Origin of the sequence: Thioalkalivibrio sp. ALJ21, from assembly GCF_000378605.1 — a bacterium.
GTDB lineage: Bacteria > Pseudomonadota > Gammaproteobacteria > Ectothiorhodospirales > Ectothiorhodospiraceae > Thioalkalivibrio.
On the sequence record NZ_KB905156.1, the window covers coordinates 422,635 to 447,147 of the forward strand.

Genomic DNA, 24,513 nt, shown 5'->3' on the forward strand with positions numbered 1-24,513 from the left:
TGCCTTTTGCCTGACGCCCAGCAAGGCGCGCGCTGGCCATATACGGAAAAGCGCCCGGCGGATGATCCGACCGGGCGCTTTTTTTGCCTGCCCCACTGGCGGGGCGTTGGCGTCGACCGTTACGCCGAGGCGGCGCGGGCGGCCTTCTTGCGTTCGTGTTCGAGCAGGAACTTCTTGCGGATGCGGATGTTTTCCGGAGTGACCTCGACGAGTTCGTCGTCGTCGATGAACTCGATGGCCTGCTCCAGCGTCATGCGGATCGGCGGGGTCAGCTGGATGTTCTCGTCCGTGCCGGCGGCGCGGATGTTGGTCAGCTGCTTGGCCTTGAGCGCGTTGACGACCAAGTCGTTCTCGCGCGAGTGCAGGCCGATCACCATGCCTTCGTAGACCTCGTCGCCGGGGCCGATGAACAGCTTGCCGCGATCCTGCAGGTTGAACAGCGCAAAGCCGAGCGCCTTGCCGGCGGCGTTGGCGATCAGCACGCCGTTCTGGCGCGAGGCGACCGCACCCGGCTGGTAAGGGCCGTAGTGGTCAAAGATGTGGTGCAGGATGCCGGTGCCAGAGGTCGCGGTCATGAACTCGGTCTGGAAGCCGATCAGCCCGCGCGACGGGATGATGAAGTCCAGGCGCACGCGGCCCTTGCCGTCCGGGACCATGTTGGTCATGTCGCCACGGCGCTCGCCGAGCTTCTCCATGATCGTGCCCTGGTGCTGCTCCTCGACGTCGACGGTGACGGCCTCGTAGGGCTCCTGCTTTACGCCGTCCACTTCCTTGATGACCACTTCCGGGCGCGAGACGCCCAGCTCGTAGCCCTCGCGGCGCATGTTCTCGATCAGGATGCCCAGGTGCAGTTCGCCGCGCCCGGAGACCTTGAACTTGTCAGCGTCGTCGGTCTCTTCCACGCGCAGGGCAACGTTGTGCTTGAGCTCTTCCAGGAGGCGGTCGCGCAGCACGCGCGAGGTCACGTACTTGCCTTCGCGCCCGGCGAACGGCGAGGTGTTGACCTGGAAGGTCATGGTCACCGTCGGCTCGTCCACGGTCAGCGGTTCCATCGCCTCGACGTTATTCGGATCGCACAGGGTGTCGGAGATGTACAGCTCGTCCATGCCGGTGAAGGTAATGATGTCGCCGGCGCGGGCCTCCGCGACCTCGACACGCTCCAGGCCATGGAAGCCCATGATCTGCAGCATGCGGCCATTACGCACCTTGCCCTCGCGGTCCACCACCTTGACCGGAGTGTTCGGCTTGATGCGTCCGCGCTTCACGCGGCCGATGCCGATCAGGCCCTGGTAGCTGTTGTAGTCCAGCGAGGAGACCTGCATCTGGAACGGGCCGTCGGCATCGACATTCGGCGGCGAGACGTGCTTGACGATGGTCTCCAGCAGGCAGGTCATGTCGCCTTCGGTGACACTGGAATCCAGGCCGGCGAAGCCGTTCAGGGCGGAGGCAAACACGATGGGGAAGTCCAGCTGTTCGTCGGTCGCGCCGAGGCGATCGAACAGGTCGAACACCTGGTCCACGGCCCAGTCCGGGCGGGCGCCGGGGCGGTCGACCTTGTTGACCACCACGATCGGCTTGAAGCCCATCGCAAAGGCCTTCTGGGTCACGAAGCGGGTCTGCGGCATCGGGCCGTCAACCGCGTCCACCAGCAGCAGCACGGAGTCGACCATGGACAGCACCCGCTCGACCTCGCCACCGAAATCGGCGTGCCCGGGGGTGTCGACGATATTGATGCGGTAGTCCTGCCATTCGATGGCCGTGTTCTTGGCCAGGATGGTGATCCCGCGTTCTTTCTCGATCGCGTTCGAATCCATGATCCGCTCGCCGTGGTCGCCGCGCGCATCGAGCGTGCCGGACTGGCGCAGGAGCTGGTCGACCAGCGTGGTCTTGCCATGATCGACGTGGGCGATGATGGCGATGTTGCGAAGCTTCTCGGTCATGGAATACAAACTCTGGATACTGGCAAAAGGGCCGACACTATACAGACTTATTCGCGACCGCGCTGCGACTTCCACGTTTTATGCGCAGGCTCCCTCGCCGCCCCGCGCCGCCGGCCCAACTCAACCTCCCCCTGCCGAAGCCACGTTGCCTCGGAGATGGTGGCCGCCTGCGTCTTGTAGTCAAGCCGCTCTGGCACCCCTCGAACCGATCGCTGACAACACACTGGTCTCCGTTGAAAGCACGTAATTTTCGTGCTACACGTTTTTACGTGAACTTAGAGGATTCAGCATGAAACAGAACATCACCCTGTCCCTCGACAAGCAGGTACTGACCGAATTGAAGGTCATCGCGGCCCGTCGTTCGACTTCGGTGAGCCGGCTGCTGACGGAGGAACTGGAGCACATCGTGGAACGATCCGAACGGTATGAGCGCTCCAAGCGCGCGGCCCTGGCCGCCCTGGACAAGGGCTACCACTTCGGCGGCGAACGCCCGGATCGGGACGCGCTGCATGAGCGATAAGGTCTTCGTCGATACCAACGTCCTGCTCTACGCGTACGACCTGGATGCGGGCGACCGGAACCGGCGCGCCGTACAAGCCATCCGCCAGCTTTGGGATACGGGTGGGGCGGTCATCAGCATCCAGGTGCTACAGGAGTTCTACGTCAACGTGACTCGCAAGATCGCGGACCCTCTCCCGCCCGCCGAGGCGCGCCGGTTGATCGAGGCCTACCGGGCCTGGCAAGTGGAGTGCCCGGATACAGAGGCCGTCCTGCGGGCCTCCGAGATCCAGGAGCGGAACCGCCTCTCCTTCTGGGACGCGATGATCGTGGCGACCGCTTTGCAGGGGGGTGCGACGACTCTCCTATCGGAAGACCTGAACCATTCCCAGGTCATCGAAGGCATCCGCGTCGAAAATCCCTTCCTGCATTGAATATTCCGTCCCGGAGGTGTCTCCGGTCTGGACCTCTAGCCCGTTCGTCCCAGCCGCAGCGCAGCGGTGATCCGGGATGACCGTGTGAAAGATTCAGGGTCCGAGATGGCTCGAACGAAGGCTGATTACCGAGGTGTGACAGCGCCGTGTGCGGGCGTCCGCGCGGAAGATCAGGCTCTGGATTCGTCTTCCGGGGGCGGGAGCTGGAGGTGAAAGCCCTGCTCCTTGAGGTTAGCCAGGACCTTTTGCGGGTCTTCCTGGGCCAGGGCGCGCTCCGGGGTCAGCTCAAACTCCAGGGCGAATTCGAGACGGCCGAGGGCGCGGGTCAGGCCGTCGGGGAGTTCGGAGAAGTCATCCTTCTGCGGGAGGTAGACGTAGGTATCGGCGCGCCGGGTCGCGCGGTAGACATAGCACTGCATGGGTTTAGTCCTCGAGATAGGTGTAGCCGGTCAGGCCCTGTTCCAGCTCGGCCAGCAGCCGTCCCGCGGCCTCGCCACGCAGGCCGGCGGCGTCGATCTTGGCGCGGAAGGTGCGGCGCAGGTCATCCGGGGCAAAGTGCACATAGGAGAGCAGTTCGTCGACGGTGTCGCCCCGCTCCGGGTCCACCAGACGGTAGCCACCCTCGGGCAGCAGTTCCACGTTCACGGTGTCGGTGTCCCCGAACAGGTTGTGCAGATCGCCCAGGATCTCCTGGTAGGCGCCGACCAGGAAGATGCCGAGGTAGTACGGCTCGCGGTCGTTCCACGGGTGCAGTGCGAGCGTGGTATGCGTGCCCTCGCGCTCCACGTAGTGCTCGATGTGGCCATCGGAGTCGCAGGTCAGGTCCTGCAATACCGCGCGCCGGGTCGGCCGCTCGTCCAGCCGGTGCAGCGGCATGATCGGGAAGATCTGGTTGATCGCCCAGGTGTCCGGGATCGACTGGAACACGGAGAAGTTGCAGAAGACCTTGTCCGCCAGCTTGTCGGTCAGCTCCGCGTGGATCTCGGCCGGCAGGGCCTCGGGCCGCGCCAGCAGGCGCTGGCACAGGGCGAAGTAGATTGCCTCGGCGCGGGCGCGGTCGGCCAGCGACAGCATCCCGCGGGCAAAGCGCGCCTGCACCTCGGACAGGCCGTAGGCAGCATCGTGGTAGATCTCGGAGGCCGGGCGCTCGTCGTCTTCCAGCAGGGCACGCATGGCGGCGATCTCCGGCAGTTCGCCATCCTCCGCGGGCGGGACATCGCTATCCCCCGGGGCCGGCTCGCAGTCGATCACGTTGGTGATCAGCACCGCGTGGTGCGCGGTCAGGGCACGGCCGGACTCGCTGAAGACCTCGGGCATGGCCAGGCCCTGCTCCTCGCAGATGCGCTTGAGCGGGCGCAGGATGTTCAGCGCGTACTCCTCCACCGAATAGTTGATGGAGCACTCGTTGCGCGAGCGCGAGCCCTCGTAGTCGATGCCCAGGCCGCCACCGACATCCACCACACCCAAAGCCGCCCCGGCCTCGGTCAGCGCGGCGAAATAGCTGGCCGCCTCGCCCATGCCGTTCTGGATGTCGCGGATGTTCGCGATCTGCGAACCCATGTGGAAGTGCAGCAGTTGCAGCCGGTCCAGCCAGCCAAGGCCGCGCAGGCGCTCGAGGATGCCCAGCACATCCGCCGCGGACAGGCCGAACTTGGCCTTCTCGCCGCCGGTGTTCTGCCACTTGCCCTTGCCGATCGAGGCCAGGCGCACGCGCAGGCCCAGCAGCGGCTTGACCTGCATGGCCTCGGCCTGGCGGATCACCTCCTCCAGCTCGGAGGGCTTCTCGATCACGATGTACACGCGGTGCCCGAGCTGGCGCCCGATCAGCGCCAGGCGCACATATTCGCGGTCCTTGTAGCCGTTGCAGATGATCGCCGCACCGGGGCGCGACTGCGCCAGTACGGCCATCAGCTCCGGCTTGCTGCCGGCCTCCAGCCCCACACGCGGGGTCAGCCCCTCGGCATCCGGCTGATCGCCGGCCGCCAGGATCTGGTCCACCACGCTGCGCTGCTGATTGACCTTGATCGGGTAGATGGCGGTGAACGCGCCTTCGTACTCCAGCTCGCGCGCGGCGGTGTCGAAGGCCCGCGCCAGGCGGCGCACCCGGCCGTCCAGCACGTCCTGGAACCGTACCAGCACCGGCGGACCCACATGCTCCTCGCGCAGACGCCCCGCCAGCTCGTACAGGTCCACGCCGGGGTGATCCGGCCAGTCCGCGCGGCGCATCGCCACATTGCCCGCGGCGTTCACCTCGAAGAAGCCACCGTTCCAGTGATCGATCCCGTAGGTGGCGCGGGCCTCGTCCAGATTCCAGGGCGTGACAGACATGGCGATCCCGGGGTTGCGCATGAGTGTGACCAGTTGCCCGCAGCGTGCGGGGCACTATCATAGCGGCGCATCATACCGTCCACCGCACCGGCAAGGGGAGCCGCCCAATGGCACTCGACAACAACTGGTTCAGCGAACCGCACGAAGACATGGCGCTGTCCCTGCGCATCAAGCAGAAGCTGCACGAGGAACAGACCCCGTACCAGAAGATCGAGATCTACGAGACCGAGGCCTTCGGCAACCTGATGGTGATCGACGACTGCGTGATGCTGACCGGCCGCGACAACTTCATCTACCACGAGATGATGTCGCACCCGGTGCTGTACTCGCACAGCGCCCCGAAGAACGTGGTGATCATCGGCGGCGGCGACTGCGGCACCCTGCGCGAGGTCCTCAAGCACGACGAGGTCGAGCGCGCCGTGCAGGTGGACATCGACGAGCGCGTCACCCGCCTGTCCGAGCAGTACTTCCCCGAGCTGTGCGACGCCAACGACGACCCGCGCGCCGAGCTGCTGTTCGATGACGGCGTGCAGTACCTGAAGGACGCCGCCCCCGGCTCCATCGACGTGATCATCGTCGACTCCACCGACCCGGTCGGCCCGGCCGAAGGCCTGTTCTCCACCGCGTTCTACAAGGACTGCGTGAAGGCCCTGGGTGCGGACGGCCTGCTGGTGCAGCAAAGCGAATCGCCGCTGCTGCACACCGACAGCATCATCCGCCCAATGCACGACAGCCTGCGCGCGGCGAATTTCATCGACGCCCTGACGATGCACTTCCCGCAGGCCACCTACCCCTCCGGCTGGTGGACCTGCACCATCGCCGCGAAGGACTGCCCGGTGTCGTTCCTGCGCGAAGAGGCGGCCGAGGAGCTGCCGTTTATCACGCACTACTACAACGCCGCGATCCACCGCGCCGCCGGTGCCACCCCGGAGTTCTTCCGTCGCAAGCTGTTCGCCTGAGGCGGGCGGCGACTGGTCCCCTCTTAACGCAGGGGCTGCCACCAGCCACCGCATGATGCGGTTCGCTGCGCTCAGCGCATCCTACGAGGGCACCACCGCACCTCGTAGGATGCATTGAGCGTATGCGGAATGCACCGACCCGGGCGTTATGTTGCTGGCAATTCGGGGGCGCGCTACCATTGCTACATTTGTAGCAAAAGGAGCAGGCCATGAGTTTGCCCGTCCGCATTGATGAAACGCTCTACCAGCAGGCCCGCGCCCACGCGAAGGCCGAGCACCGAACCATCGCCGGCCAGATCGAGTTCTGGGCCGAGGTGGGACGCACCGCCATGGACAATCCCGACCTGCCCATCGACTTCATCTGTGAACTCCTGATCGCGCGGGCCGAGGGCCGGGAGCTGGCCACGCCATTTACTCCCGAGGGCCGGCGCGACTGATGTCCACGGACGTGGAGGTGCTGCAAAGCACCCGATTCCGACGGGCTTACAAGCGCCTGCACCCCGCCCAGAAGGCGGACGTGGACGATGCAGTCGCCGACATCATCCGCAACCCCGAGCTGGGCACTAGTAAGAAAGGAGATCTGGCGGGGGCCATGGTTTACAAGTTCAAGTCACGCGGGCAACTGATGCTGCTCGCCTACGAGTACGATCCCGGCACGCGCCACCTGCTCCTGCTGGGCACACACGAGAACTTCTACCGGGATCTGAAACGCGATCCTTAACGCCCGCACGTGTATCTGGCCGATGCGGTTCGCTGCACTCAGCGCATCCTACGAGGGCACCACCGAGTGCCGTAGGGTGCATTGAGCGCATGCGAATTGCACCGTGAGCGGGATCGGGCTAGGTGTGGCGGCCGGCCTTGAGGCGGTCGAGGCGCAGGCGTTCGCGGGTGTCGAACAGGCGGCGGGAGGCGAACCAGACGGCACCCAGGGTGCCGAAGCCGGTGCCGGCGGTGATCAGGAACATGATCAGGATCTGGTATTTCACGGCCTCCACCGGCGGGGCGCCGGCCAGGATCTGGCCGGTCATCATGCCCGGCAGGCTGACGATGCCGGCGGCGGCCATGGCGTTGATGGTCGGCATCAGGCCGGAGCGCGCGGCCTCGCGGCGCATGGTCGTCACCGCCTCGCTCCAGGAGGCCCCCATCGCGAGCCGGCCCTCGATTGTTCGGCGCTCGCGCCAGACGGTCTGGGTCAGGCGGTCCAGTCCCAGTGCGATGCCGGTCATGGTGTTGCCGAGCAGCATGCCCAGCAGCGGGATCGCGTACTGCGGCTCCCACCAGGGGGTTGGGCCGACCATGGTGGTCAGTGCCAGCACCGTGACCGCGAATGCCGAGATGAACATGGTGACGGTGCCGATCCCGTAGCCCCACAGCCCGGCGAAGCGGCGCTGCTGGCGCGCCATCACCTCGTAGCCGGCCACCGCCAGCATGACCACGGCCATCAGCGCCACCCAGCCAAGCTGGGCGTGGTCGAACAGCGTCTGCAGGATCAGCCCGACCAGCAGCAGCTGGATCACGGTACGCGCCCCGGCGATCAGCAGGCTGCGCCCCAGACCCATACGCGCCCAGACTGTCACCCCGGCCAGCGCGACGACCAGCAGCGCCGCCAGGCTCAGGTCGAATGGGGAAAGCGAGATCAGCTCCATGCGGGGGCCTCCAGCTTGCCGTTGCTGATGGTCAGGATGCGTCCACCGAGACGCTGGCGTTGCAGCGTGTCATGGCTGACCCAAAGGGCCGCCGCCTCTTCCTCCGCCAGGTATGTGCGTACCGCGCGCTCGATGCGCCTGGTGTTCTCCAGGTCGAGGTTGGCCGTGGGCTCGTCCAGCAGGAGGACGCGTGGATGATTCAGCAGCGCCCGCAGAAGACCCAGGCGCTGCTTCTCGCCGCTGGATAGGCGCTCGACCTCCCAGTGCAGGGACTCTTCCGGAAGGGCGACCTGCTCCAGCAGGTGCAGCACCGTCTCGCGGGAGAAATCGGCGGGCAGATGATCATCCACGCGCTCGTCCCACCAGGCGGTCTCGGCCGGTACATAGGCAACCTGCCGGCGCCACTGCACCGGTGGCATCGAGTCGCGGGGCGCACCAGCCAGACGGACCTCGCCGGTGTTCGGGTCCAGGTCCGCCAGCGCGCGCAGCAGCAGGGACTTGCCGGAGCCGGAGGCACCGGTGACTTGCACCAGCTCGCCCGGCTGGAGTTGCAGTTCCAGCGGGCCCAGGTGGGCCGTTTTCAGTTCATGTGCTTCGAACAGGCGATCCATGCTGGCGGTTCCGGTCAGGCGAAAGCGGAATCGTAACCGAACCCGCGGGGCTTCGCGGGGGCAAAAAAAGAGGGCGCCGGGGAGGCGCCCTGAAAGCCAACATCCTTGAGTCCTGGGAGACTGTTGCTGTCGGCGTCGGAGGAGACACTTTGGGGGTTCGACCCGGCCCTCCGGGCCGAACCCCTACTCGCGTTTCGAGCGTTTACTGCTTCCCGGTGAATTCCGGGTAGGCCTCGAGGCCACACTCGGTGATGTCGGCACCGATGTCCTCGTCCTCTTCGCTCAGGCGAATGCCCATCACGGCCTTCAGGATGGCCCAGACGATCAGGGAAGCCGTGAAGACGAAGGCGAAGATGGCGAGCAGGCCCGCGATCTGGCCGAAGAACGTCGCGTCCGGGTTGGACAGCAGCACCGCCATCACACCCCAGATACCGGCGGTACCGTGCGCGGAGATCGCGCCAACCGGGTCGTCGATCTTCAGCTTGTCCAGCGCGACAATCGAGAAGACCACGATCACGCCACCGATGGCACCGATGATCATCGCCAGGAACGGGCTGGGCATCAGCGGCTCGGCGGTGATGGACACCAGGCCCGCGACCGCGCCGTTCAGCGCCATGGTCAGATCGGCCTTGCCAAACACCAGACGGGTGGTGATCAGGGCGGCGATCACACCCCCGGCCGCGGCCAGGTTGGTGTTGGCGAACACGGCGGCCACGGCGTTGGCAGACTCGATGTCCGAGACCTTCAGCTCGGACCCGCCATTGAAGCCGAACCAGCCCAACCACAGGATCAGCACGCCCAGGGTGGCCAACGGCATGTTGGAGCCCGGGATCGCGTTGATCTGGCCGTCCTTGCCGTACTTGCCCTTGCGCGCCCCGAGGAGCAGCACACCGGCCAGTGCCGCGGCGGCACCCGTAAAGTGGACGATGCCGGAACCGGCGTAGTCGAGGTAGCCGATCTGGTCGAGGAAGCCTTCGCCCCAGCTCCAGAAGCCCTGGATCGGGTAGATGAAGCCGGTCAGCACGACCGCAAAGGCGAGGAAGGCCCACAGCTTCATCCGCTCGGCCACGGCACCCGAGACGATGGACATCGCGGTGGCCACGAACACGACCTGGAAGAAGAAGTCGGCGCGATCGGAGTAGTAGATGTCGCCATCGCTACCCAGCACGTCACCCACGGCATTGTCACCGGTGATCAGGAAGCCCAGGCTCGGGATCACGGAGCTCAGGCCATCGCCGTACATGATGTTGTAGCCGATCAGCATGTACATGATGCTGGCGATCGAGTACAGGGCGATGTTCTTGGTAGCGATCTCGGCGACACTCTTGGTGCGCACCATCCCGGCCTCGAGCATGGTAAAGCCCGCGGCCATCCACATCACCAGTGCACCGGCCACCAGAAAGTAAAAGGTGTCCATCGCATAGGCGAGTTCGACAACTTGTTGTTCAATTTCCATGATTGAAATTCCTCATTCGATGGAAGGCGAAGCCTAAAGGGCTTCCGGGCCGGTCTCGCCCGTGCGAATACGCACGACCTGCTCCACCGGGGTGATAAAGATCTTTCCGTCGCCGATCTTGCCCGTGCTGGCAGACTTGGAAATGGCCTCGACCACCTGATCGACCAGGTTCTCGTCGACAGCCACTTCCAGTTTCACCTTGGGCAGAAAATCGACCACGTATTCGGCGCCGCGATAGAGCTCGGTGTGGCCGCGCTGACGACCAAAACCCTTGACTTCGGTCATGGTCATCCCTTGCACGCCGATCTCCGAGATCGCCTCGCGAACATCATCAAGCTTGAACGGCTTGATCACGGCGGTAATCATCTTCATGTCGGACTCCTTGAGCGGGGCCGCCGAAAGGCGGACCCGCGGTTACTTGAGTGGAAAAGCCGGGTTTAGAACGTCTTGGTCCAGCCCACCCAGGCACCAACGTCCTCGTCGGACTCGTCGACGTATTCGAGGTTGAAGCTGAACTCGCCCCAATCGCCGGCATCGCGGGCGAGGCTCGCGGTGTAGTGGGTGTAGTTGTCGTTCTCGTCGGTGTCGTCGAAGGTCTGGCGGCCGACCAGGAAGCCGACGCTGTAGACATCCATGAACGGGATGTCGAGGCCGCCGTAGTAGTACGTGTCCTTGCGCTCCAGGGCGGAGTCGGAGCTGTCGGTAACAACGTGCGCAACACCGGCATAAAGACCGACGGGGCCGGTATCAAAGCTCAGTTCGCCATAGATCTCGCCGAAGTCGGCGCTCAGCGAACCGCTGTCATCACGGGCATCGGGGTAGGCGTAGTAGAGGTAACCAACGTCGTAACCAAACCCGTTAGCGAACTCGTCGGCGAAACCGAGATAAAGGTCCATCTCGTAGCTGGTGTCGTCACCAAAGTCGACGTTGGAGAGCCAGGTCCCGACGTAGAAGCCGGACGCATGTTCATAGTCAATGCCACCCTGAATTGCAGCGCCATCGTCGGTTTCGGAACCACCACGGAAGTAGTAATTGGAAACCGCCCCAATGTTCACGGAAAGCTCCGCAGCGGCGGTCGAGGTAAAGGCCACACCACCGGTGGAGCCGACAGTGACAATGGCGGCGGCCAGCGCGGAACGAGTGAACTTCTTCATATTGTGTTCTCCCAGTTGTGCAATCGAGTGTCGCGTAGTCGACACCCGGTCCTTGCACAGGGCGTGCCATATCGGGAAAACAGAGCCAGATCGGCTTTTCACAACACCTGTTGCGGTGGAACGACGCAGGCGCGCACAAAAGCGGTGCGCACTAAAAGCGCATACGCACCATATTGGGTCAAAGAATGAGGAATCTGTGACCGGCCGCACGGCCGGCGTCGAGACGACCTACGGCAGGAACAGACGCGGAGGGATCAGGCGGAGGCCGGGAGGGTGCCGCGTTCAACCACGATGCCGACCTCGGCCACACCGGCGACCGCACCGGGCTTGCCCAGCTCGATGCGCACCCACGGGGTGCGAAACTCGGCCATCAGGGCCTCCGCGATCTCCTCGGCCAGCGATTCCAGCAGCGCGTGGGGCTCGCGCGTGACGATCGCGCGCACGGCGTTGGCCACCGCCTCGTAATCGACCGTATCCGTGATCTCGCCCGAGTGCGCGGCGATGCGCGTGTCGGTGGCCAGCTGGATATCAAAGCGCAGGGGGCGCTGGATGCGCTGTTCCCAGTCATAGACGCCGACGACGGCATCAATGCGCAGATCCTTGAGGTAGATTCGATCCATCCCTTACCTTCGCGGTCCGGCCGTGGTGGCCGGCGCCTATCGTACTGGCTTGCCCACAGCAGGTACACCGAACCGTTATCATGGCGCGGCACCTTCCCAAGGACATTCCTGATGCCCGAGCGCTTTCACGATCTGCCCTGGCCAGACAATTCGGAAGGGTCACCCCGAAAGGTGGGCGTGGAGATTGAGATGGCCGGCGTCTCGCTCGAGCGCATGGGCGAGGCGATCCGCGCCGAATTCGGCGGGCAGGTCCGCTGTGAAAGCCCGTTCGTCGCCCGGGTCTGCGATACAGACCAGGGTGATTTCCGCGTCGAGCTGGATGCCCGGGTACTGAAGGACCGGGGATACCGCAGCCACCTGCGGCGGCTGGGGATCGAACTCGACGACTCCGACGAGGCCGCGCTGGACCGCTGGCTGGCCGATGCCGCCGGGCGGCTGGTACCGCACGAGATCGTCGCACCGCCGATACCGGCCTCGGCGCTCCCGCGCCTGGACCGCGTCCGTGCCGCACTGCAGGAAGCCGGCGCGCTCGGGACCGAGCGCTCGCTGCTCTACGCGTTCGGGCTGCAGCTCAATATCGAGGTTCACAGCACCGATGCCGCCTGGATACTGGATGTCCTGCGGGCCTTCCTGCTGCTGTACGAGATGCTGACGAATGCGGGCGAGATCGACCTGGCCAGACGCCTGTCTCCCTACATCCGCGCGTTCCCCGGCACCTTCGTCCGTGAGACCCTGAACCCGGACTTCCAGCCGGACCAGGGGCAACTGATCGACCATTACCTCGCGCACAACACCACGCGCAATCGGCCGCTGGACATGCTGCCGCTGTATGCCGAACTGGACCAGGGACGCATCGACGCGGCCCCGGTGGAACATGAGCTGGTCAAGGCCCGCCCCGCGTTCCACTATCGCCTGCCCAACTGCGAGATCGACGATCCCGAATGGAGCCTGGCCCACCCCTTTAACGGCTGGGTCGAAGTGGAACGGCTCGCCGCAGACCGCGAACGCCTGGAGCGGATGGGCCGCGAGTACCTGGAACGCCCCAGCCAGGCACTGGGCCGCTGGGCTGACGACTGGGCCAGGAAGCTGCGTGGCTGGTTCTGAACAGGATGCCGCGGCCCCGAGCGACCACCCGCGGCCACGGCGTCCGGTGGTTGCGATCACCGGGCCCGACCAGGGCGGGGGCCCGGCCTGGCTGTTCACTGCGCTGGCCGTCTGGCGCGCCGGCGGTCGACCCCTGCGCGTACGCCCCGGCAAGCCCCGTCCCCAGCGGTCGTTCGACGCCCTGGTGGTCGGCGGCGGTGCAGATGTCGATCCCGAACTGTACGGGGAGTCGCTGCCTCAGGGCCCGAACCCCGAGGCCATTCGCGGCGCGGAACGCCGCCTGTCGCAACGACTGATCGGGTACCTGTTCTATCCCGCGCTGTGGCTGCTGCGGCGGATGTTCCAGTCGCACGGCGGCGTACTGGACGTGGAGCGTGACCGGCTGGAAAAGGCGCTGATCCATCGCGCGCTGGACGAGCACCGGCCAGTACTGGGCATCTGCCGCGGGATGCAGCTGATCAATGTGGTGCGCGGCGGGACGCTACAGCAGGATCTGGCGGAGTTCTATGTCGAGACCCCGCAGGCGCGCAGCCTGCTGCCGGTCAAGCCGGTCATGCTCGACGGCCGCAGCCATCTGGCCGAGATACTGGGCGCAGGCGCGATCCATGTGAACGCGCTGCACAATCAGGCGGTGGACCAACTGGGCCAGGGGATGCGCATCGTCGGGCGCGAGAAGACGGGCGTCGTCCAGGCGATCGAGGCCGAACACGGCTGGTGTATCGGCGTGCAGTGGCACCCCGAATACCTGCCGCAGAAGACCCGCCACCAGCGCCTGTTCCGTGCGCTGGTGGCGGCCACCCAGTCGATCTGATCAGGCTTCCAGGGCCCGGGCCGGGCCAAAGAACTCGAAGAAACAACGCTCGTCCGGCACACCCAGTTCACGCAGCTGCTGACGCACCTGCCGCATGAACGGCGTCGGCCCCAGGAAATACACATCGACCTCCGTGCGATGCGGGAGCCATTCGGCGAGCTTGTCCCGGGTCAGGAAGCCGGTCGCATCGGCGGCATCCTCGTTGGCAGGCTCGCTGTAGCAGAAGTACGGGCGCAGATGATCGTGCTCGCGCGCCCGCGCCTCGACCTGCTCGCGAAAGGCATGGACCCCGCTGTGGCGGGCGCAATGGATGAAGTGCACCCGGCGACCGGCCTGCAGTGCCGGGTCCAGCATGGCCATGGTCGGGGTAATCCCCACACCCGCCGAGATCAGGGCCAGCGGACGATCGCTTTCGCGCAGGACGAAATCACCGGCCGGCGGGGTGAGTTGCAGCACATCGCCCTCCTGGATGCGGTCGTGCAGAAAGCGCGATACCCGGCCTTCCGGCTCCCGCTTCACGCTGATGCGCAACCCGTCCGCACCCGGCGGGATGGAGAGCGAGTAGTTGCGGCGCAGCTCTTCGCCATCGATATCCACCTTCAGCCCGATGTACTGACCGGGCTGGAACGGTGGGACCGGCCCGCCGTCCTGGGGCTCCAGATAGAAGGAGGTGATCTCCTCGCTCTCCGGCACCTTGCGGCGCACGACAAACGAACGCAGCCCGCGCCAGCCGCCCGCCTGCGCCTCGGCCTGCTGATAGGCATCCTCCTCGGCGGCGATCAGGATATCCGCCAGCTGCTGGTAGGCCGCACCCCAGGCCTCCAGCACGGCGTCGGTCGCGACCTCCTCGCCCAGCAGCTCGCGCATCGCCCGCAGCAGGCACTCGCCCACAATCGGGTAGTGCTCCGGCTGCACCTGCAGCGACACATGCTTGTTCACGATCTGCCCGACCAGCGGGCCCAGGGCCTCCATCTCGTCGATATGCCGCGCGTACTGCAGCACCGCATTGGCCAGCGCCCGCGCCTGCTGGCCGCTCGCCTGATGGGCCTGGTTGAACAGGGGCCGTACCTCGGGGTAGTCGCGGAACATGATGCTGTAGAAGTGGCGGGTCAGGTCCTCGCCCCCGGATTCCAGGATGGGGACCGTCTTCTGGATGATGGCCTTGTGGTCGTCCGACAGCATGTAGGCTTCCTTATGTTTTAATCGAGATGCAGCTTTATACGGGCGACTTGCGACGCCGTCAAATAATGGATACCCAATGCGTGTTTAAGGGCAGCCCCATGCAATACGGGGACCGCTATCCCGTCGATATCGCTCCGAAACACACCCGGACATCGGCTTGCCCTGGCGCCCGAACACCCGCGGCACACGAGCGGCCATCAGCGCATGGCCGGGCACAGGTGGGACCATTCATAGCGCCCGTGACAATTGACTCTGATCAAGAGTCTCGCCGGCGACCACCTGGCGGTGCCGATTGGGTGGCCCGAAAAACAAAAGCGCAAGGATTGCAGCCAGACTGATCGCCCCCAGCCCCAGCATGATGTTGCCCAGCATCAACTGCTCGCCCAGGAGATACGCATTGCACAGCCTGTCCGGGGCCTCGCGGTAGAGCCAGCCCATCACGAAGAACATGGCCGTACCCTTGACCCACAGCACGCCGCGCACCAGCAACGGGAGCCGGTGTGCCGTCAACCCCAGCGGTATCCCGGCCAGCAGCACGAGTGTCACGATCTTCATCCAGCCCGCCCCGGCCTCGAGTACGGCCGCATCCAGATTGCGGGGCAACAGCCAGTAGACGACAACGAACAGCGCCAGAAGGAGCCCCAGCACCCCGTACTCATCCAGGCGGGCAGCCCGGATGCGCCAGACCTCCGGCAGCGACCGGGCCATCAGCGCACCCGCCAGCACCAGCAGCGGGATCTGCACCAGCATGTGGCCGATCAGGCTGGCCTCGAGCCAGAGCCTCAGGGGCGTCAGGACGAGTACTGCCAGCAATGCCGGCCCCGCCCAGACGGTGGACGGCCGCGTCACCAACGCGGCTCCAGGTAGGCCAGCACGTCGTCCACCGCATCGATGTCGTGAATCCCGGCCACGCGGGCGTCTGGCTCCACCACGTAAATGGCACCGTTGTGCACGAAGTCCTGGCCGTCCGGGATCACCACCACCTGGAAGTGGCGCAGTAGGCGATCCAGGTCCTCTCGGGTTTTCGGGCGTGCGAGATGCCAGGCCTCGGGGTTAGCCGAGAAGCGCTCGCCATACTCGAGCAGGCGCGCGGCATCGTCGTTCTCGAGATCGAAGGTGATGCTGAGCAAGGCTACGCGCTCGCCCAACACATCCTCCGGCAGCGCCTCCTGGATGCGGTGGAAGCTTGCCCCCAGCGTGGTGCAGGCGTGGTGGCAGCCGGTGTAGATGAAATCCAGTACCACATACCGATCGCCCAGCTCGGCCAGGTCCAACTCCCCACCCCGCGCATCCTCCAGCGTCATCGCAGGCACCGGCGCCGGATTCTCGCGGGCGGCGAGACGGCGCGCCTCCTCCGCAGTAAACGCACGAAAGCCGTCGGTGGCCAGGGACAGGGTGGTAAAACCACCCAGCCCGAGGGCGATGATGGTCAGCCCGTAGATCGCATTACGCCACATTGTTCGCCACCCGCTTCAGTCCGAGGAAGAAACGCAACGCCAGCAACAGCGTTCCAAGGATCACCAGAGCCGCGGCAACCGAACCCAGCTGGGCATAGGCCGCCCATTCGGGCAGATGCTCGGCGAAACGTCGCGGCACACTGGACGCGCCGCTGTAGAGGAACACGGCCACCAGGGCCAGGCCGCCACCGGTAAAGGTCCAGAACCCCAACCGGTCGAAGAAGCCATCGCCCTCCGCCTGCGAACGGGTCAGCCACGCCATGAAGCCGAACATCATCGCGACCACACCCAGCAGCAGATAGAAGTGGAAGTGGCCCGGGACCCAGAGGGTGTTGTGCATCACCGTGTTGACCACGATGGTCGCGTCGATGATGGCCGGGATCACGCCGGCCGCCCAGCCGAACACACCGAGGAAGACGAACCCGGAGGCGATATCCCAGCGGATACCGGAGCGGTAGACGTTGGTCAGCGCGCCCCAGGCCGTCACCAGCAGTACCGGCAGACCACTCGTGTAGGAGATCACCTGCCCCAGCACGTGCAGCGAGGTCGGCTGCGAGAAGTCCATCAGCAGGTGGTGCGGATAAACCAGAAGCACCATCACGGTAGAAGCCGCCCAGGCTGCCAGGAACACCCGCGATACCTTCCAGGGACGCCCGGTGTAACGGGGCAGGATTTCGTAGACCCCGATGACCGCCATGTAGATCGTGGCGTTGATGAACACGTGGCCGAAGAAGTAGGTCAGGTTCTTCGCCCACAACGAATCAATCTCGAACCCCGGCTGGTAGAGGTTGATCAGGCTCATGCTCAGAATCGCCGCGCCGGCCACGATGCCGAGGGTGTTCACGATCAGCACCATGGTGCTGGCCACCACCGCGGGCGGCGGCGGATCACCCGCCCGACCGAACAGCTGCGGAAGACCGAGCGAGCGGCCCAGCCCGCCATAGTTCGTGATCAGCGCCCGCGCGATATCGATGTACAGCAGCAAGAAGCCGACGCCGATTGCCAGCAGCCCGAGGAAGAACGACGCCGCGGCGGCCTGCGTCCACAGGCCCATCGGGGTCTGCGGCAGCGGGTAGAGGAAGGTCCAGGCGCCGGCAAAGCCGCCAATGAAGATGCCGCCCAGGATCAGCACCGCCCCCAGCAGGAACAGCGCCAGATTGAGCAGGAACACGCCGGTGGACAACTCCACATGACGACGCAGGAAATACCACATCACCGCGCTGGACCCGAGGGCCACCGCCCCGACCATGCCGGCACCATGCGCCGTCAGCACCTGGTAGAAGCCGGCGGCTCCCATCAGGTCCATGCCCGCCTGTTCCAGACGCATCAGCAGCCCAAAGACCATCATCAGCAACAGCACGACCACTGTGGTCGCCAGATAGGTAATCACCGCGTTGCGTGCGCCGCGCGGCACGGCCGGTTCCATCGTCGTATCACTCATGACCGTTTACTCCGTGACGGTGAGTTCGGCGACCATCGCGTGATGCGCGACGCCGCAGTATTCAAGGCACAGGACCTGGTAGGTACCCGGCTGCTCGAAGGTGTACTCGAGGATGTTCGTGTAGCCCGGCATCGCCTGGGTCTGGGTCAGCAGGGTCATGTCCTCGTCGTAGATGGCGAACCCGTGGTTCACGTCCTGGCTGGTCACGCGGAACTGCACCGGCTCACCGACGCGAAACTCGTCCTGCGACAGGTCCCAGCGCCACATGTGACCGGTCACGTTGACCGTCTGTACCCCTTCGGCCTCCGCGTCGGCGCCGTAGGGCATCAAGGTCAGGGTGTAGAGAAACACCGGCGTGACCACTGCCAGCAGAACCCAGAAGCTCCAGTCACGCAGGCGATAGGAACGGGCCGCCAGCTCACCGGCATCGACCGAGGCCGGCCGCGAAAAGGCGGCCCAGAGGAAGACGGCCGTGACCGGGACAACCAGCAGGATCGTCAGTAACAACGAGACGGATTGCAGCATCGCAAGCTCCATTTTGTTATAGATGCAATGCAGCTTTATACCGGGGCGCCACCGATGCGTCAAACGATGTATCTTCTATACATGTTAATGACGGGGGCCGCACGAAAGGCGATTGGCAGTGGTAAACTGCGCCCCCTATTGCGGACCACCGAAACACCATGGATACCCAGACGGCCCATTCCGTAGCTCATGTCCTGATCGAGGCGCTGCCCTATATCCAGCGCTTCGCGGGCAAGACGATCGTGATCAAGTACGGCGGCAACGCCATGACCGAGGACCACCTGAAGGCCTCGTTCGCGCGCGACATCGTGCTGCTCAAGCAGGTGGGCGTGAATCCGGTGGTGGTGCATGGCGGCGGCCCGCAGATCGGTCAGCTGCTCAAGCGCCTGGGCAAGGAGACGGAGTTCGTCAACGGCCTGCGCGTGACCGACCGCGAGACCATGGACGTGGTGCAGATGGTGCTCGGCGGGATCGTGAATCAGGAGATCGTCTCGCTGATCAACCGCTTCGGCGGGCGCGCCGTGGGCCTGACCGGCAAGGACGGGCAGATGATCCGTGCGAATCCGCTGCGCGACTACGGCGCCTCCGAGGGTCAGCCGACCGTGGACCTGGGCCATGTGGGCGAGGTCGAGGGCGTGGACCCGGCGATCGTGCATACCCTGGACGAGAGCGACTTCATCCCGGTGATCGCACCGATCGGCTTCGACCGCGACGGCAAGGCCTACAACATCAACGCCGACACGGCAGCCGAGAAGCTCGCGGTGGTGCTGGATGCGGAGAAGCTGTTCCTGCTGACCAACACCCCGGGTGTGCTGGACGGCAACGGTGAACTACTGCCCAAGCTGTCGGCCCCGCAGGTCGACGAGATGATCCGCGACGGGACGATCCACGGCGGGATGATCCCGAAGATCCGCTGCGCGCTGGATGCCGTGCGCAGCGGCGTCAACGCCACGCATATCGTCGATGGCCGGGTGGAGCACGCGGTGCTGCTGGAGCTCCTGACCGACGAGGGCGTGGGCACCCTGATTAGTCGTTAAAGGCGTTTTTAACCTTCGCCGTTGACGACCAGGCGCTGATAGTCCTCGCGGTCCAGGTCCAGCCGCTGCTGGATGGCGGCGAGGCGGTCTTCCTGCCCGCGACGGTAGGCGCGCTCGCGGTCGATGCGCGTCTCCAGATCCTCTAGCTGGGCCTCGAACCGAGCACGCGCCGACGCCGACTCGCTGGATTCATACTGACGACGAATACGCTCGCGCTCGCGCAGGAGCGTGATCTCCTGTGCTTCGGAACGCGCGATATCCGCACCGATGGCCGCCTCGCGGCGCGCGCGCAGCTCTTCGATCTCGTCCAGATTCTCGTAGGCCTGACGCAGCTGGCGCTCGCGCGCCGCCCGGTCGGCCCGCGCCTGGCGCGCAGCCTCCAGCTCCTGCTGCGCCTGTTCCTGTTCGGCCCGGGCCTGTTCGCGCTCCTCGAGGGTGGGGGGAGCGGGTATGATCTCCCGCATCAGGCCACGCGAATCAAACACGCGCCGCTCGCGCTGGCTGGCCTCGGGCTGCGGGGTGTTCGAGTAGTGCACCGTGCCGTCATCATCGACCCAGCGATAGATATCCGCATGAGCCGGCAGCGCCAGCACCAGTGCCAGCAGCCCCCAAAAAACGCCGTGCCCCCACACGGAACCGCGCTTTCTGCCCCCTGACATGACCATATTCGAACACCTCGGACTGCTTTTCATCGCCATCCTGGCGAATGGATTCTCCGCCCTCGCGGGCGGCGGGGCCGGCCTGTTGCAGTTGCCAGTCCTCATTTTTCTGGGACTCCCCTATCCCGTTGCCCTGGCCACACACAAGATCGCCACCGTTGCGCTGGGCGCCGGGGCCAGTCTGCGGCACCTCAAGCAAAGCACATTCGAACCGGCGCGCCTAGCCATCATTCTTGCGGCCGGTCTTCCCGGGGTGCTGATCGGTGCCTGGCTGGTATTGGGGATCCCCCCGCGGGCCGGCGAGATCGCCCTGGGCCTGCTGACGATTGCCCTTGGCTGGTACTCCTGGCGCCGACCGCAGCTGGGGCAGGCCGTGCGCGAGACGGACAAGACCCTGCAGCACGCCCTGATCGGCGCACTGGGCCTGTTCATCATCGGCATCCTGAATGGCTCACTGGCCTCCGGAACCGGGCTGATGGTGACGCTCTGGCTGGTGCGCTGGTACGGCATGAGCTACACCCAGGCGGTCGGCTACACCATGGTATTGGTAGGACTCGTCTGGAATGGCGCCGGGGCCCTGCTGCTCGGCACCTTCGGCACCGTCCAGTGGGACTGGCTGCCGGCGCTGCTGGTCGGCAGCTTCATCGGCGGCTATCTGGGGGCGGCCCTGGCCCACCGCTACGGCAACCGGCTGGTCAAGCGCACCTTCGAGGTGGTCACCGTGCTGACCGGAATCGCACTGCTGGCCCCGGTGCCCTGATCACGGACGAAAACGCAGACAAAAAGAAGCCCCGTACGAGGCGGGGCTTCCTTCAACACCAGACCAGCAAGGCCGATCAGGCGGACCGGGCCTCGCGCTCGGCCCTGGCTTCCGCCTTGGCCTCGTCGCTGTCGTCGTAGCCGATGTTCGGCGCGAGCCAGCGCTCGGCCTCTTCGAACGACATGCCCTTGCGCTTGGCGTAGTCCTCGACCTGGTCGCGGTTGACCTTGCCCAGACCGAAGTAGCGCGACTCCGGATGGGCGAAGTACCAACCGGACACGGCCGAGACCGGCAGCATCGCGTAGCTCTCGGTGAGCGTCATGTCCGCGTGCTCTTCGGGCTGCAGCAGCTCCCAGAGCGTGCCCTTCTCGGTGTGCTCGGGGCAAGCCGGGTAGCCCGGGGCCGGGCGAATGCCCTGGTACTTCTCGTCGATCAGGTCCTCGTTCGCCAGCGCCTCGTCCGGGACATAGCCCCAGTAGTGCTTGCGCACATACTGGTGCATGCACTCGGCAAAGGCCTCGGCCAGACGGTCCGCCAGGCTCTTCACGAGGATCGCGTGGTAATCGTCGTTGGCCTTCTCGTATTCCTCGGCCTTGGCATCGACGTCGCCACCGGCGCTGACCGCAAACGCACCCAGGTAGTCCGGACCACCGGCCTCCTTCGGCATCAGGAAGTCGGCCAGCGAGTGGCTCGGCTGACCACGGCGCTTCTCGGTCTGCTGACGCAGGTGGTGCAGCTTCTTCAGCACCTTCGAGCGGCTCTCGTCGGTGTAGACCTCGATGTCGTCATCATTGACGGTATTCGCCGGGAAGAAGCCGACTACACCACGCAGGGTGACCCACTTCTCCTCGATCATGCGATCGAGCATCTCCTGGCCATCCTTGAATAGCTTGCGCGCCTCTTCGCCCACCTTCTCGTCATCGAGGATGCGCGGGTAGGCGGCGTGCAGCTGCCAGGAGTGGAAGAACGGCGTCCAGTCGATAAAGTTCCTGACCTCGTTCAGGTCGAAGTCGTCGAAGCGCAGCAGCACGGAGCCGTCGCCATGCGGGTGCAGCACCTTCGGCTCGCCCGGCAGCTTGTCGGTTTCCAGCGCCTTCGGCTTGGTCGGGGTATAGCTCGACCAGTCGATCTGCGGCTTGTTGGCGCGCGCCTTCTCCAGGGTGACCCACTGGGTCTTCTTCTTGCGCCCGGCGTTCTGCACACGCAGCTTTTCGTACTCCTCGCGGATCTCGGCGGCGTACTTCTCGCGCAGTTCGGGGCTGATCAGGCTCTGGGCCACGCCCACCGCGCGCGAGGCGTCCTTCACCCAGACCACCGGGCCGGAGTAGTTCGGCTCGATCTTGACCGCGGTGTGGGCGCGCGAGGTGGTGGCACCGCCAATCATCAGCGGTGTGCTCATGCCTTCGCGCTCGAGATCGGCGGCGAAGTTGGCCATCTCCTCCAGCGAGGGGGTGATCAGGCCGGACAGGCCGATCACGTCCACATCGTGCTCCTTGGCGGCCTTCAGGATCTCGGCGCCCGGCTGCATCACGCCGATGTCGATGACCTCGAAGTTGTTGCACTGCAGCACGACGCCGACGATGTTCTTGCCGATGTCGTGAACGTCGCCCTTCACCGTGGCCATCAGGATCTTGCCGTTGTTTTCGGTGCCGGTCTTCTCGGCCTCGATGTACGGGATCAGGTGGGCCACGGCCTTCTTCATCACGCGGGCGGACTTGACCACCTGCGGCAGGAACATCTTGCCCTCGCCAAACAGGTCGCCGACCACGTTCATGCCGTCCATCAGCGGGCCCTCGATCACCTGGATCGGGCGGTCGTACTGCTGACGCGCCTCTTCGGTATCCTCGACCACGTAGGTGTCGATGCCCTTGACCAGCGAGTGCTCGAGGCGCTTGGTGACTTCCCATTCGCGCCACTCGAGGTTCTCTTCCTTCTTGCCGCCGCCCTGGCCCTTGTACTCCTCGGACAGGTCGAGCAGCCGCTCGGTCGCATCGTCGCGGCGGTTCAGGACCACATCCTCGACCGCTTCCTTCAGCTTCTCGTCGATGTCGTCGTAGACCGCCAGCTGACCGGCGTTCACGATCCCCATGTCCATGCCCGCCTTGATGGCGTGGTACAGGAACACCGCGTGGATCGCCTCGCGCACCGGCTCGTTGCCGCGGAAGGAGAACGACACGTTGGACACGCCACCGGAGACCAGCGCATGCGGCAGGTCCTGCTTGATGCGGCGGGTGGCCTCGATGAAGTCCACGCCGTAGTTGTTGTGTTCCTCGATGCCAGTCGCGACCGCGAAGATGTTCGGGTCGAAGATGATGTCCTCGGCCGGGAAGCCGACCTTCTCGGTCAGCAGCTTGTAGGCACGGGTGCAGATCTCGACGCGGCGCTGCTCGTTGTCGGCCTGGCCGTCCTCGTCGAAGGCCATGACCACGATCGCGGCGCCGTAGCGGCGGCACAGCTGGGCCTGCTTGATGAAGTTTTCCTCGCCCTCCTTCATGGAGATCGAGTTGACCACCGGCTTGCCCTGCACACACTTCAGGCCGGCCTCGATGATCTCGAACTTGGAGGAGTCGATCATCACCGGCACGCGAGCGATGTCCGGCTCGCCGGCCAACAGGTTCAGGAAGCGGACCATCGCGTCCTGAGACTCGAGCATCCCCTCGTCCATGTTGATGTCGATGATCTGGGCGCCGCCCTCGACCTGGTTCAGCGCGACTTCCAGCGCGACGTCGAATTCCTCGTTCTGGATCAGACGCAGGAACTTGCGCGAGCCGGTCACGTTGGTGCGCTCGCCGACGTTCACGAACAGCGAGTCGTCGGTGATGTTGCACGGCTCGAGGCCGGACAGGCGGCAGGCCGGGGCGATCTCCGGTACCTTGCGCGGCGGGAATTTCTCCACCGCCTCGCGCATCGCGCGGATGTGCTCCGGCAGCGTGCCGCAGCAGCCGCCGATGATGTTCAGCAGGCCCTGCTCGGCCCAGGGGCCGACGTCCGCGGCCATCTGCTCCGGGGATTCGTCGTAGTCACCGAACTCGTTCGGCAGACCAGCGTTCGGGTGCGCGGAGACGTGGGTGTCGGCGATGCGCGACAGCTCTTCCACGTACTGGCGCATCTCTTTCGCGCCCAGCGCGCAGTTCAGGCCGATGGAGACCGGGTTCGCATGACGCACCGAGTTCCAGAAGGCCTCGGTGGTCTGGCCGGACAGGGTACGGCCGGAGGCGTCGGTGATGGTGCCGGAGATCATGATCGGGAGTTCCTTCCCGAGCTCGTCTTCCAGCGTCTTCACCGCGAAGATCGCGGCCTTGGCATTCAGAGTGTCGAACACCGTCTCGATCAGCAGGATATCCACCCCGCCCTCGACCAGGGCCTCGGCGGCCTCCTTGTAGGACTCGACCAGGGTGTCGAAATCGACGTTGCGCGCGCCCGGGTCGTTCACGTCCGGGGAGATCGACGCGGTACGGTTGGTCGGGCCGAGGATGCCAGCCACGTAACGCGGCTTGTCCGGGGTCTTCTCGGTCCAGGCATCGGCGGCCTTGCGCGCGAGCTTCGCGGATTCGCGGTTCAGCTCGGGGACCAGGTCCTCCATGTGGTAGTCCGCCATCGCGATGCGGGTACCGTTGAAGGTGTTGGCCTCGATGATGTCGGCGCCGGCCTCGAGATAGTCGTTGTGGATCTGCTCGATGATGTCCGGACGGGTCAGCGACAGCAGGTCGTTGTTGCCCTTCAGATCGGACTCCCAGTCCTTGAAGCGCTCGCCGCGGTAGTCGGCCTCCTCCAGCTTGTACAGCTGGATGGTCGTGCCCATCCCGCCGTCCAGAATCAGGATGCGCTCTTTCAGCGCCTTCTCGATGTCGTTTCGCGTTGCCGTCATGTGCGGTACACCATTGTGTTGAA

The 24,513-nt window shown here is 65.2% G+C and carries 25 protein-coding genes; 9 read left to right on the forward strand and 16 right to left on the reverse strand.

Annotated features, from left to right (window positions below; all coding sequences use genetic code 11):
- Positions 1-119 precede the first annotated feature (119 nt).
- Positions 120-1,940, reverse strand: coding sequence for a translational GTPase TypA (gene typA, locus F579_RS0108040; RefSeq protein ID WP_018860877.1), 1,821 nt, complete (start codon positions 1,938-1,940; stop codon positions 120-122).
- Positions 1,941-2,229: 289 nt separating this feature from the next.
- On the opposite strand from typA, the gene F579_RS0108050 reads away from it, so the two are divergent.
- Positions 2,230-2,460 (forward strand): hypothetical protein, encoded by a 231-nt coding sequence (locus F579_RS0108050; RefSeq protein ID WP_019023657.1) that lies wholly within the window; start codon positions 2,230-2,232, stop codon positions 2,458-2,460.
- On the forward strand, positions 2,450-2,872 hold the full coding sequence (locus tag F579_RS0108055) for a PIN domain-containing protein (RefSeq protein WP_018881467.1): 423 nt from the start codon (positions 2,450-2,452) through the stop codon (positions 2,870-2,872). The genes F579_RS0108050 and F579_RS0108055 overlap by 11 nt, the downstream gene beginning before the upstream one ends.
- Before the next feature lie 170 nt (positions 2,873-3,042).
- Here the strand turns inward: F579_RS0108055 and F579_RS0108060 are convergent, their stop codons facing one another.
- Both F579_RS0108060 and speA read right to left on the reverse strand, forming a co-directional pair.
- Positions 3,043-3,291 carry a YcgL domain-containing protein gene (locus F579_RS0108060; protein WP_019023656.1) on the reverse strand — a complete coding sequence of 83 codons (249 nt, stop codon included), beginning with the start codon at positions 3,289-3,291 and terminating at the stop codon, positions 3,043-3,045.
- A 4-nt stretch (positions 3,292-3,295) separates the two neighbouring features.
- Entirely contained in the window at positions 3,296-5,200 is a 1,905-nt protein-coding gene (speA, locus tag F579_RS0108065) for a biosynthetic arginine decarboxylase (protein WP_026300992.1), read from the reverse strand.
- Positions 5,201-5,307: 107 nt separating this feature from the next.
- On the opposite strand from speA, the gene speE reads away from it, so the two are divergent.
- The 3 genes from speE (at position 5,308) to F579_RS0108080 (ending at position 6,880) form a co-directional block, all read left to right on the forward strand.
- A complete protein-coding gene (gene speE / locus F579_RS0108070; protein ID WP_019023654.1) occupies positions 5,308-6,159 on the forward strand; it encodes a polyamine aminopropyltransferase in 852 nt (283 codons plus the stop codon).
- A 209-nt stretch (positions 6,160-6,368) separates the two neighbouring features.
- Positions 6,369-6,596 carry a ParD-like family protein gene (locus tag F579_RS0108075; protein WP_019023653.1) on the forward strand — a complete coding sequence of 76 codons (228 nt, stop codon included), beginning with the start codon at positions 6,369-6,371 and terminating at the stop codon, positions 6,594-6,596.
- Complete coding sequence (locus F579_RS0108080; RefSeq protein WP_019023652.1) at positions 6,596-6,880, forward strand: type II toxin-antitoxin system RelE/ParE family toxin; 285 nt, start codon at positions 6,596-6,598, stop codon at positions 6,878-6,880. The genes F579_RS0108075 and F579_RS0108080 overlap by 1 nt, the downstream gene beginning before the upstream one ends.
- A gap of 118 nt (positions 6,881-6,998) precedes the next feature.
- Here F579_RS0108080 and fetB read toward each other — a convergent pair whose 3' ends face one another.
- The 6 genes from fetB to folB all read right to left on the reverse strand — a co-directional run bounded on the left by fetB (position 6,999) and on the right by folB (position 11,646).
- Positions 6,999-7,805, reverse strand: a complete 807-nt coding sequence (gene fetB, locus F579_RS0108085) for an iron export ABC transporter permease subunit FetB (RefSeq protein ID WP_019023651.1) — start codon at positions 7,803-7,805, stop codon at positions 6,999-7,001.
- Entirely contained in the window at positions 7,796-8,416 is a 621-nt protein-coding gene (locus tag F579_RS0108090; RefSeq protein WP_012981612.1) for an ATP-binding cassette domain-containing protein, read from the reverse strand. The genes fetB and F579_RS0108090 overlap by 10 nt, the downstream gene beginning before the upstream one ends.
- A gap of 202 nt (positions 8,417-8,618) precedes the next feature.
- Positions 8,619-9,872: an ammonium transporter gene (locus tag F579_RS0108095; protein WP_018138249.1), complete on the reverse strand. Its 1,254-nt coding sequence runs from the start codon at positions 9,870-9,872 to the stop codon at positions 8,619-8,621.
- A 33-nt stretch (positions 9,873-9,905) separates the two neighbouring features.
- The gene (locus F579_RS0108100; protein WP_012981610.1) at positions 9,906-10,244 is read right to left on the reverse strand and encodes a P-II family nitrogen regulator; all 339 of its coding nucleotides are present in this window, start codon (positions 10,242-10,244) and stop codon (positions 9,906-9,908) included.
- Positions 10,245-10,309: 65 nt separating this feature from the next.
- Positions 10,310-11,026: a TorF family putative porin gene (locus F579_RS0108105; protein ID WP_019023650.1), complete on the reverse strand. Its 717-nt coding sequence runs from the start codon at positions 11,024-11,026 to the stop codon at positions 10,310-10,312.
- A 254-nt stretch (positions 11,027-11,280) separates the two neighbouring features.
- Complete coding sequence (folB, locus tag F579_RS0108110; protein ID WP_012981608.1) at positions 11,281-11,646, reverse strand: dihydroneopterin aldolase; 366 nt, start codon at positions 11,644-11,646, stop codon at positions 11,281-11,283.
- Between the two features lie 111 nt (positions 11,647-11,757).
- On the opposite strand from folB, the gene F579_RS0108115 reads away from it, so the two are divergent.
- Positions 11,758-12,750, forward strand: a complete 993-nt coding sequence (locus F579_RS0108115) for an amidoligase family protein (protein ID WP_019023649.1) — start codon at positions 11,758-11,760, stop codon at positions 12,748-12,750.
- Complete coding sequence (locus F579_RS0108120) at positions 12,737-13,561, forward strand: gamma-glutamyl-gamma-aminobutyrate hydrolase family protein (protein ID WP_019023648.1); 825 nt, start codon at positions 12,737-12,739, stop codon at positions 13,559-13,561. Before F579_RS0108115 ends, F579_RS0108120 begins: the two co-directional genes overlap by 14 nt.
- Here F579_RS0108120 and hmpA read toward each other — a convergent pair whose 3' ends face one another.
- The 5 genes from hmpA to F579_RS0108145 all read right to left on the reverse strand — a co-directional run bounded on the left by hmpA (position 13,562) and on the right by F579_RS0108145 (position 18,166).
- Entirely contained in the window at positions 13,562-14,743 is a 1,182-nt protein-coding gene (gene hmpA, locus F579_RS0108125; RefSeq protein WP_019023647.1) for an NO-inducible flavohemoprotein, read from the reverse strand.
- A gap of 228 nt (positions 14,744-14,971) precedes the next feature.
- On the reverse strand, positions 14,972-15,592 hold the full coding sequence (locus F579_RS0108130) for a hypothetical protein (RefSeq protein WP_019023646.1): 621 nt from the start codon (positions 15,590-15,592) through the stop codon (positions 14,972-14,974).
- Positions 15,589-16,200 carry an SCO family protein gene (locus F579_RS0108135; RefSeq protein WP_019023645.1) on the reverse strand — a complete coding sequence of 204 codons (612 nt, stop codon included), beginning with the start codon at positions 16,198-16,200 and terminating at the stop codon, positions 15,589-15,591. Before F579_RS0108135 ends, F579_RS0108130 begins: the two co-directional genes overlap by 4 nt.
- A complete protein-coding gene (locus F579_RS0108140) occupies positions 16,190-17,641 on the reverse strand; it encodes a cbb3-type cytochrome c oxidase subunit I (protein ID WP_019023644.1) in 1,452 nt (483 codons plus the stop codon). Before F579_RS0108140 ends, F579_RS0108135 begins: the two co-directional genes overlap by 11 nt.
- A 6-nt stretch (positions 17,642-17,647) precedes the next feature.
- Entirely contained in the window at positions 17,648-18,166 is a 519-nt protein-coding gene (locus F579_RS0108145; protein WP_019023643.1) for a hypothetical protein, read from the reverse strand.
- Positions 18,167-18,324: 158 nt separating this feature from the next.
- Here F579_RS0108145 and argB point away from each other — a divergent pair, with 158 nt between their 5' ends.
- The gene (gene argB / locus F579_RS0108150) at positions 18,325-19,203 is read left to right on the forward strand and encodes an acetylglutamate kinase (RefSeq protein ID WP_019023642.1); all 879 of its coding nucleotides are present in this window, start codon (positions 18,325-18,327) and stop codon (positions 19,201-19,203) included.
- Between the two features lie 8 nt (positions 19,204-19,211).
- Here the strand turns inward: argB and F579_RS0108155 are convergent, their stop codons facing one another.
- Positions 19,212-19,868 (reverse strand): DUF4124 domain-containing protein, encoded by a 657-nt coding sequence (locus tag F579_RS0108155; protein ID WP_019023641.1) that lies wholly within the window; start codon positions 19,866-19,868, stop codon positions 19,212-19,214.
- Here F579_RS0108155 and F579_RS0108160 point away from each other — a divergent pair.
- Positions 19,861-20,622 carry a sulfite exporter TauE/SafE family protein gene (locus tag F579_RS0108160; RefSeq protein ID WP_019023640.1) on the forward strand — a complete coding sequence of 254 codons (762 nt, stop codon included), beginning with the start codon at positions 19,861-19,863 and terminating at the stop codon, positions 20,620-20,622. The two genes, F579_RS0108155 and F579_RS0108160, sit on opposite strands and share 8 nt — an antisense overlap.
- Before the next feature lie 76 nt (positions 20,623-20,698).
- Here F579_RS0108160 and metH read toward each other — a convergent pair whose 3' ends face one another.
- Positions 20,699-24,490, reverse strand: coding sequence for a methionine synthase (metH, locus tag F579_RS0108165; RefSeq protein WP_026300991.1), 3,792 nt, complete (start codon positions 24,488-24,490; stop codon positions 20,699-20,701).
- Positions 24,491-24,513 lie beyond the last annotated feature (23 nt).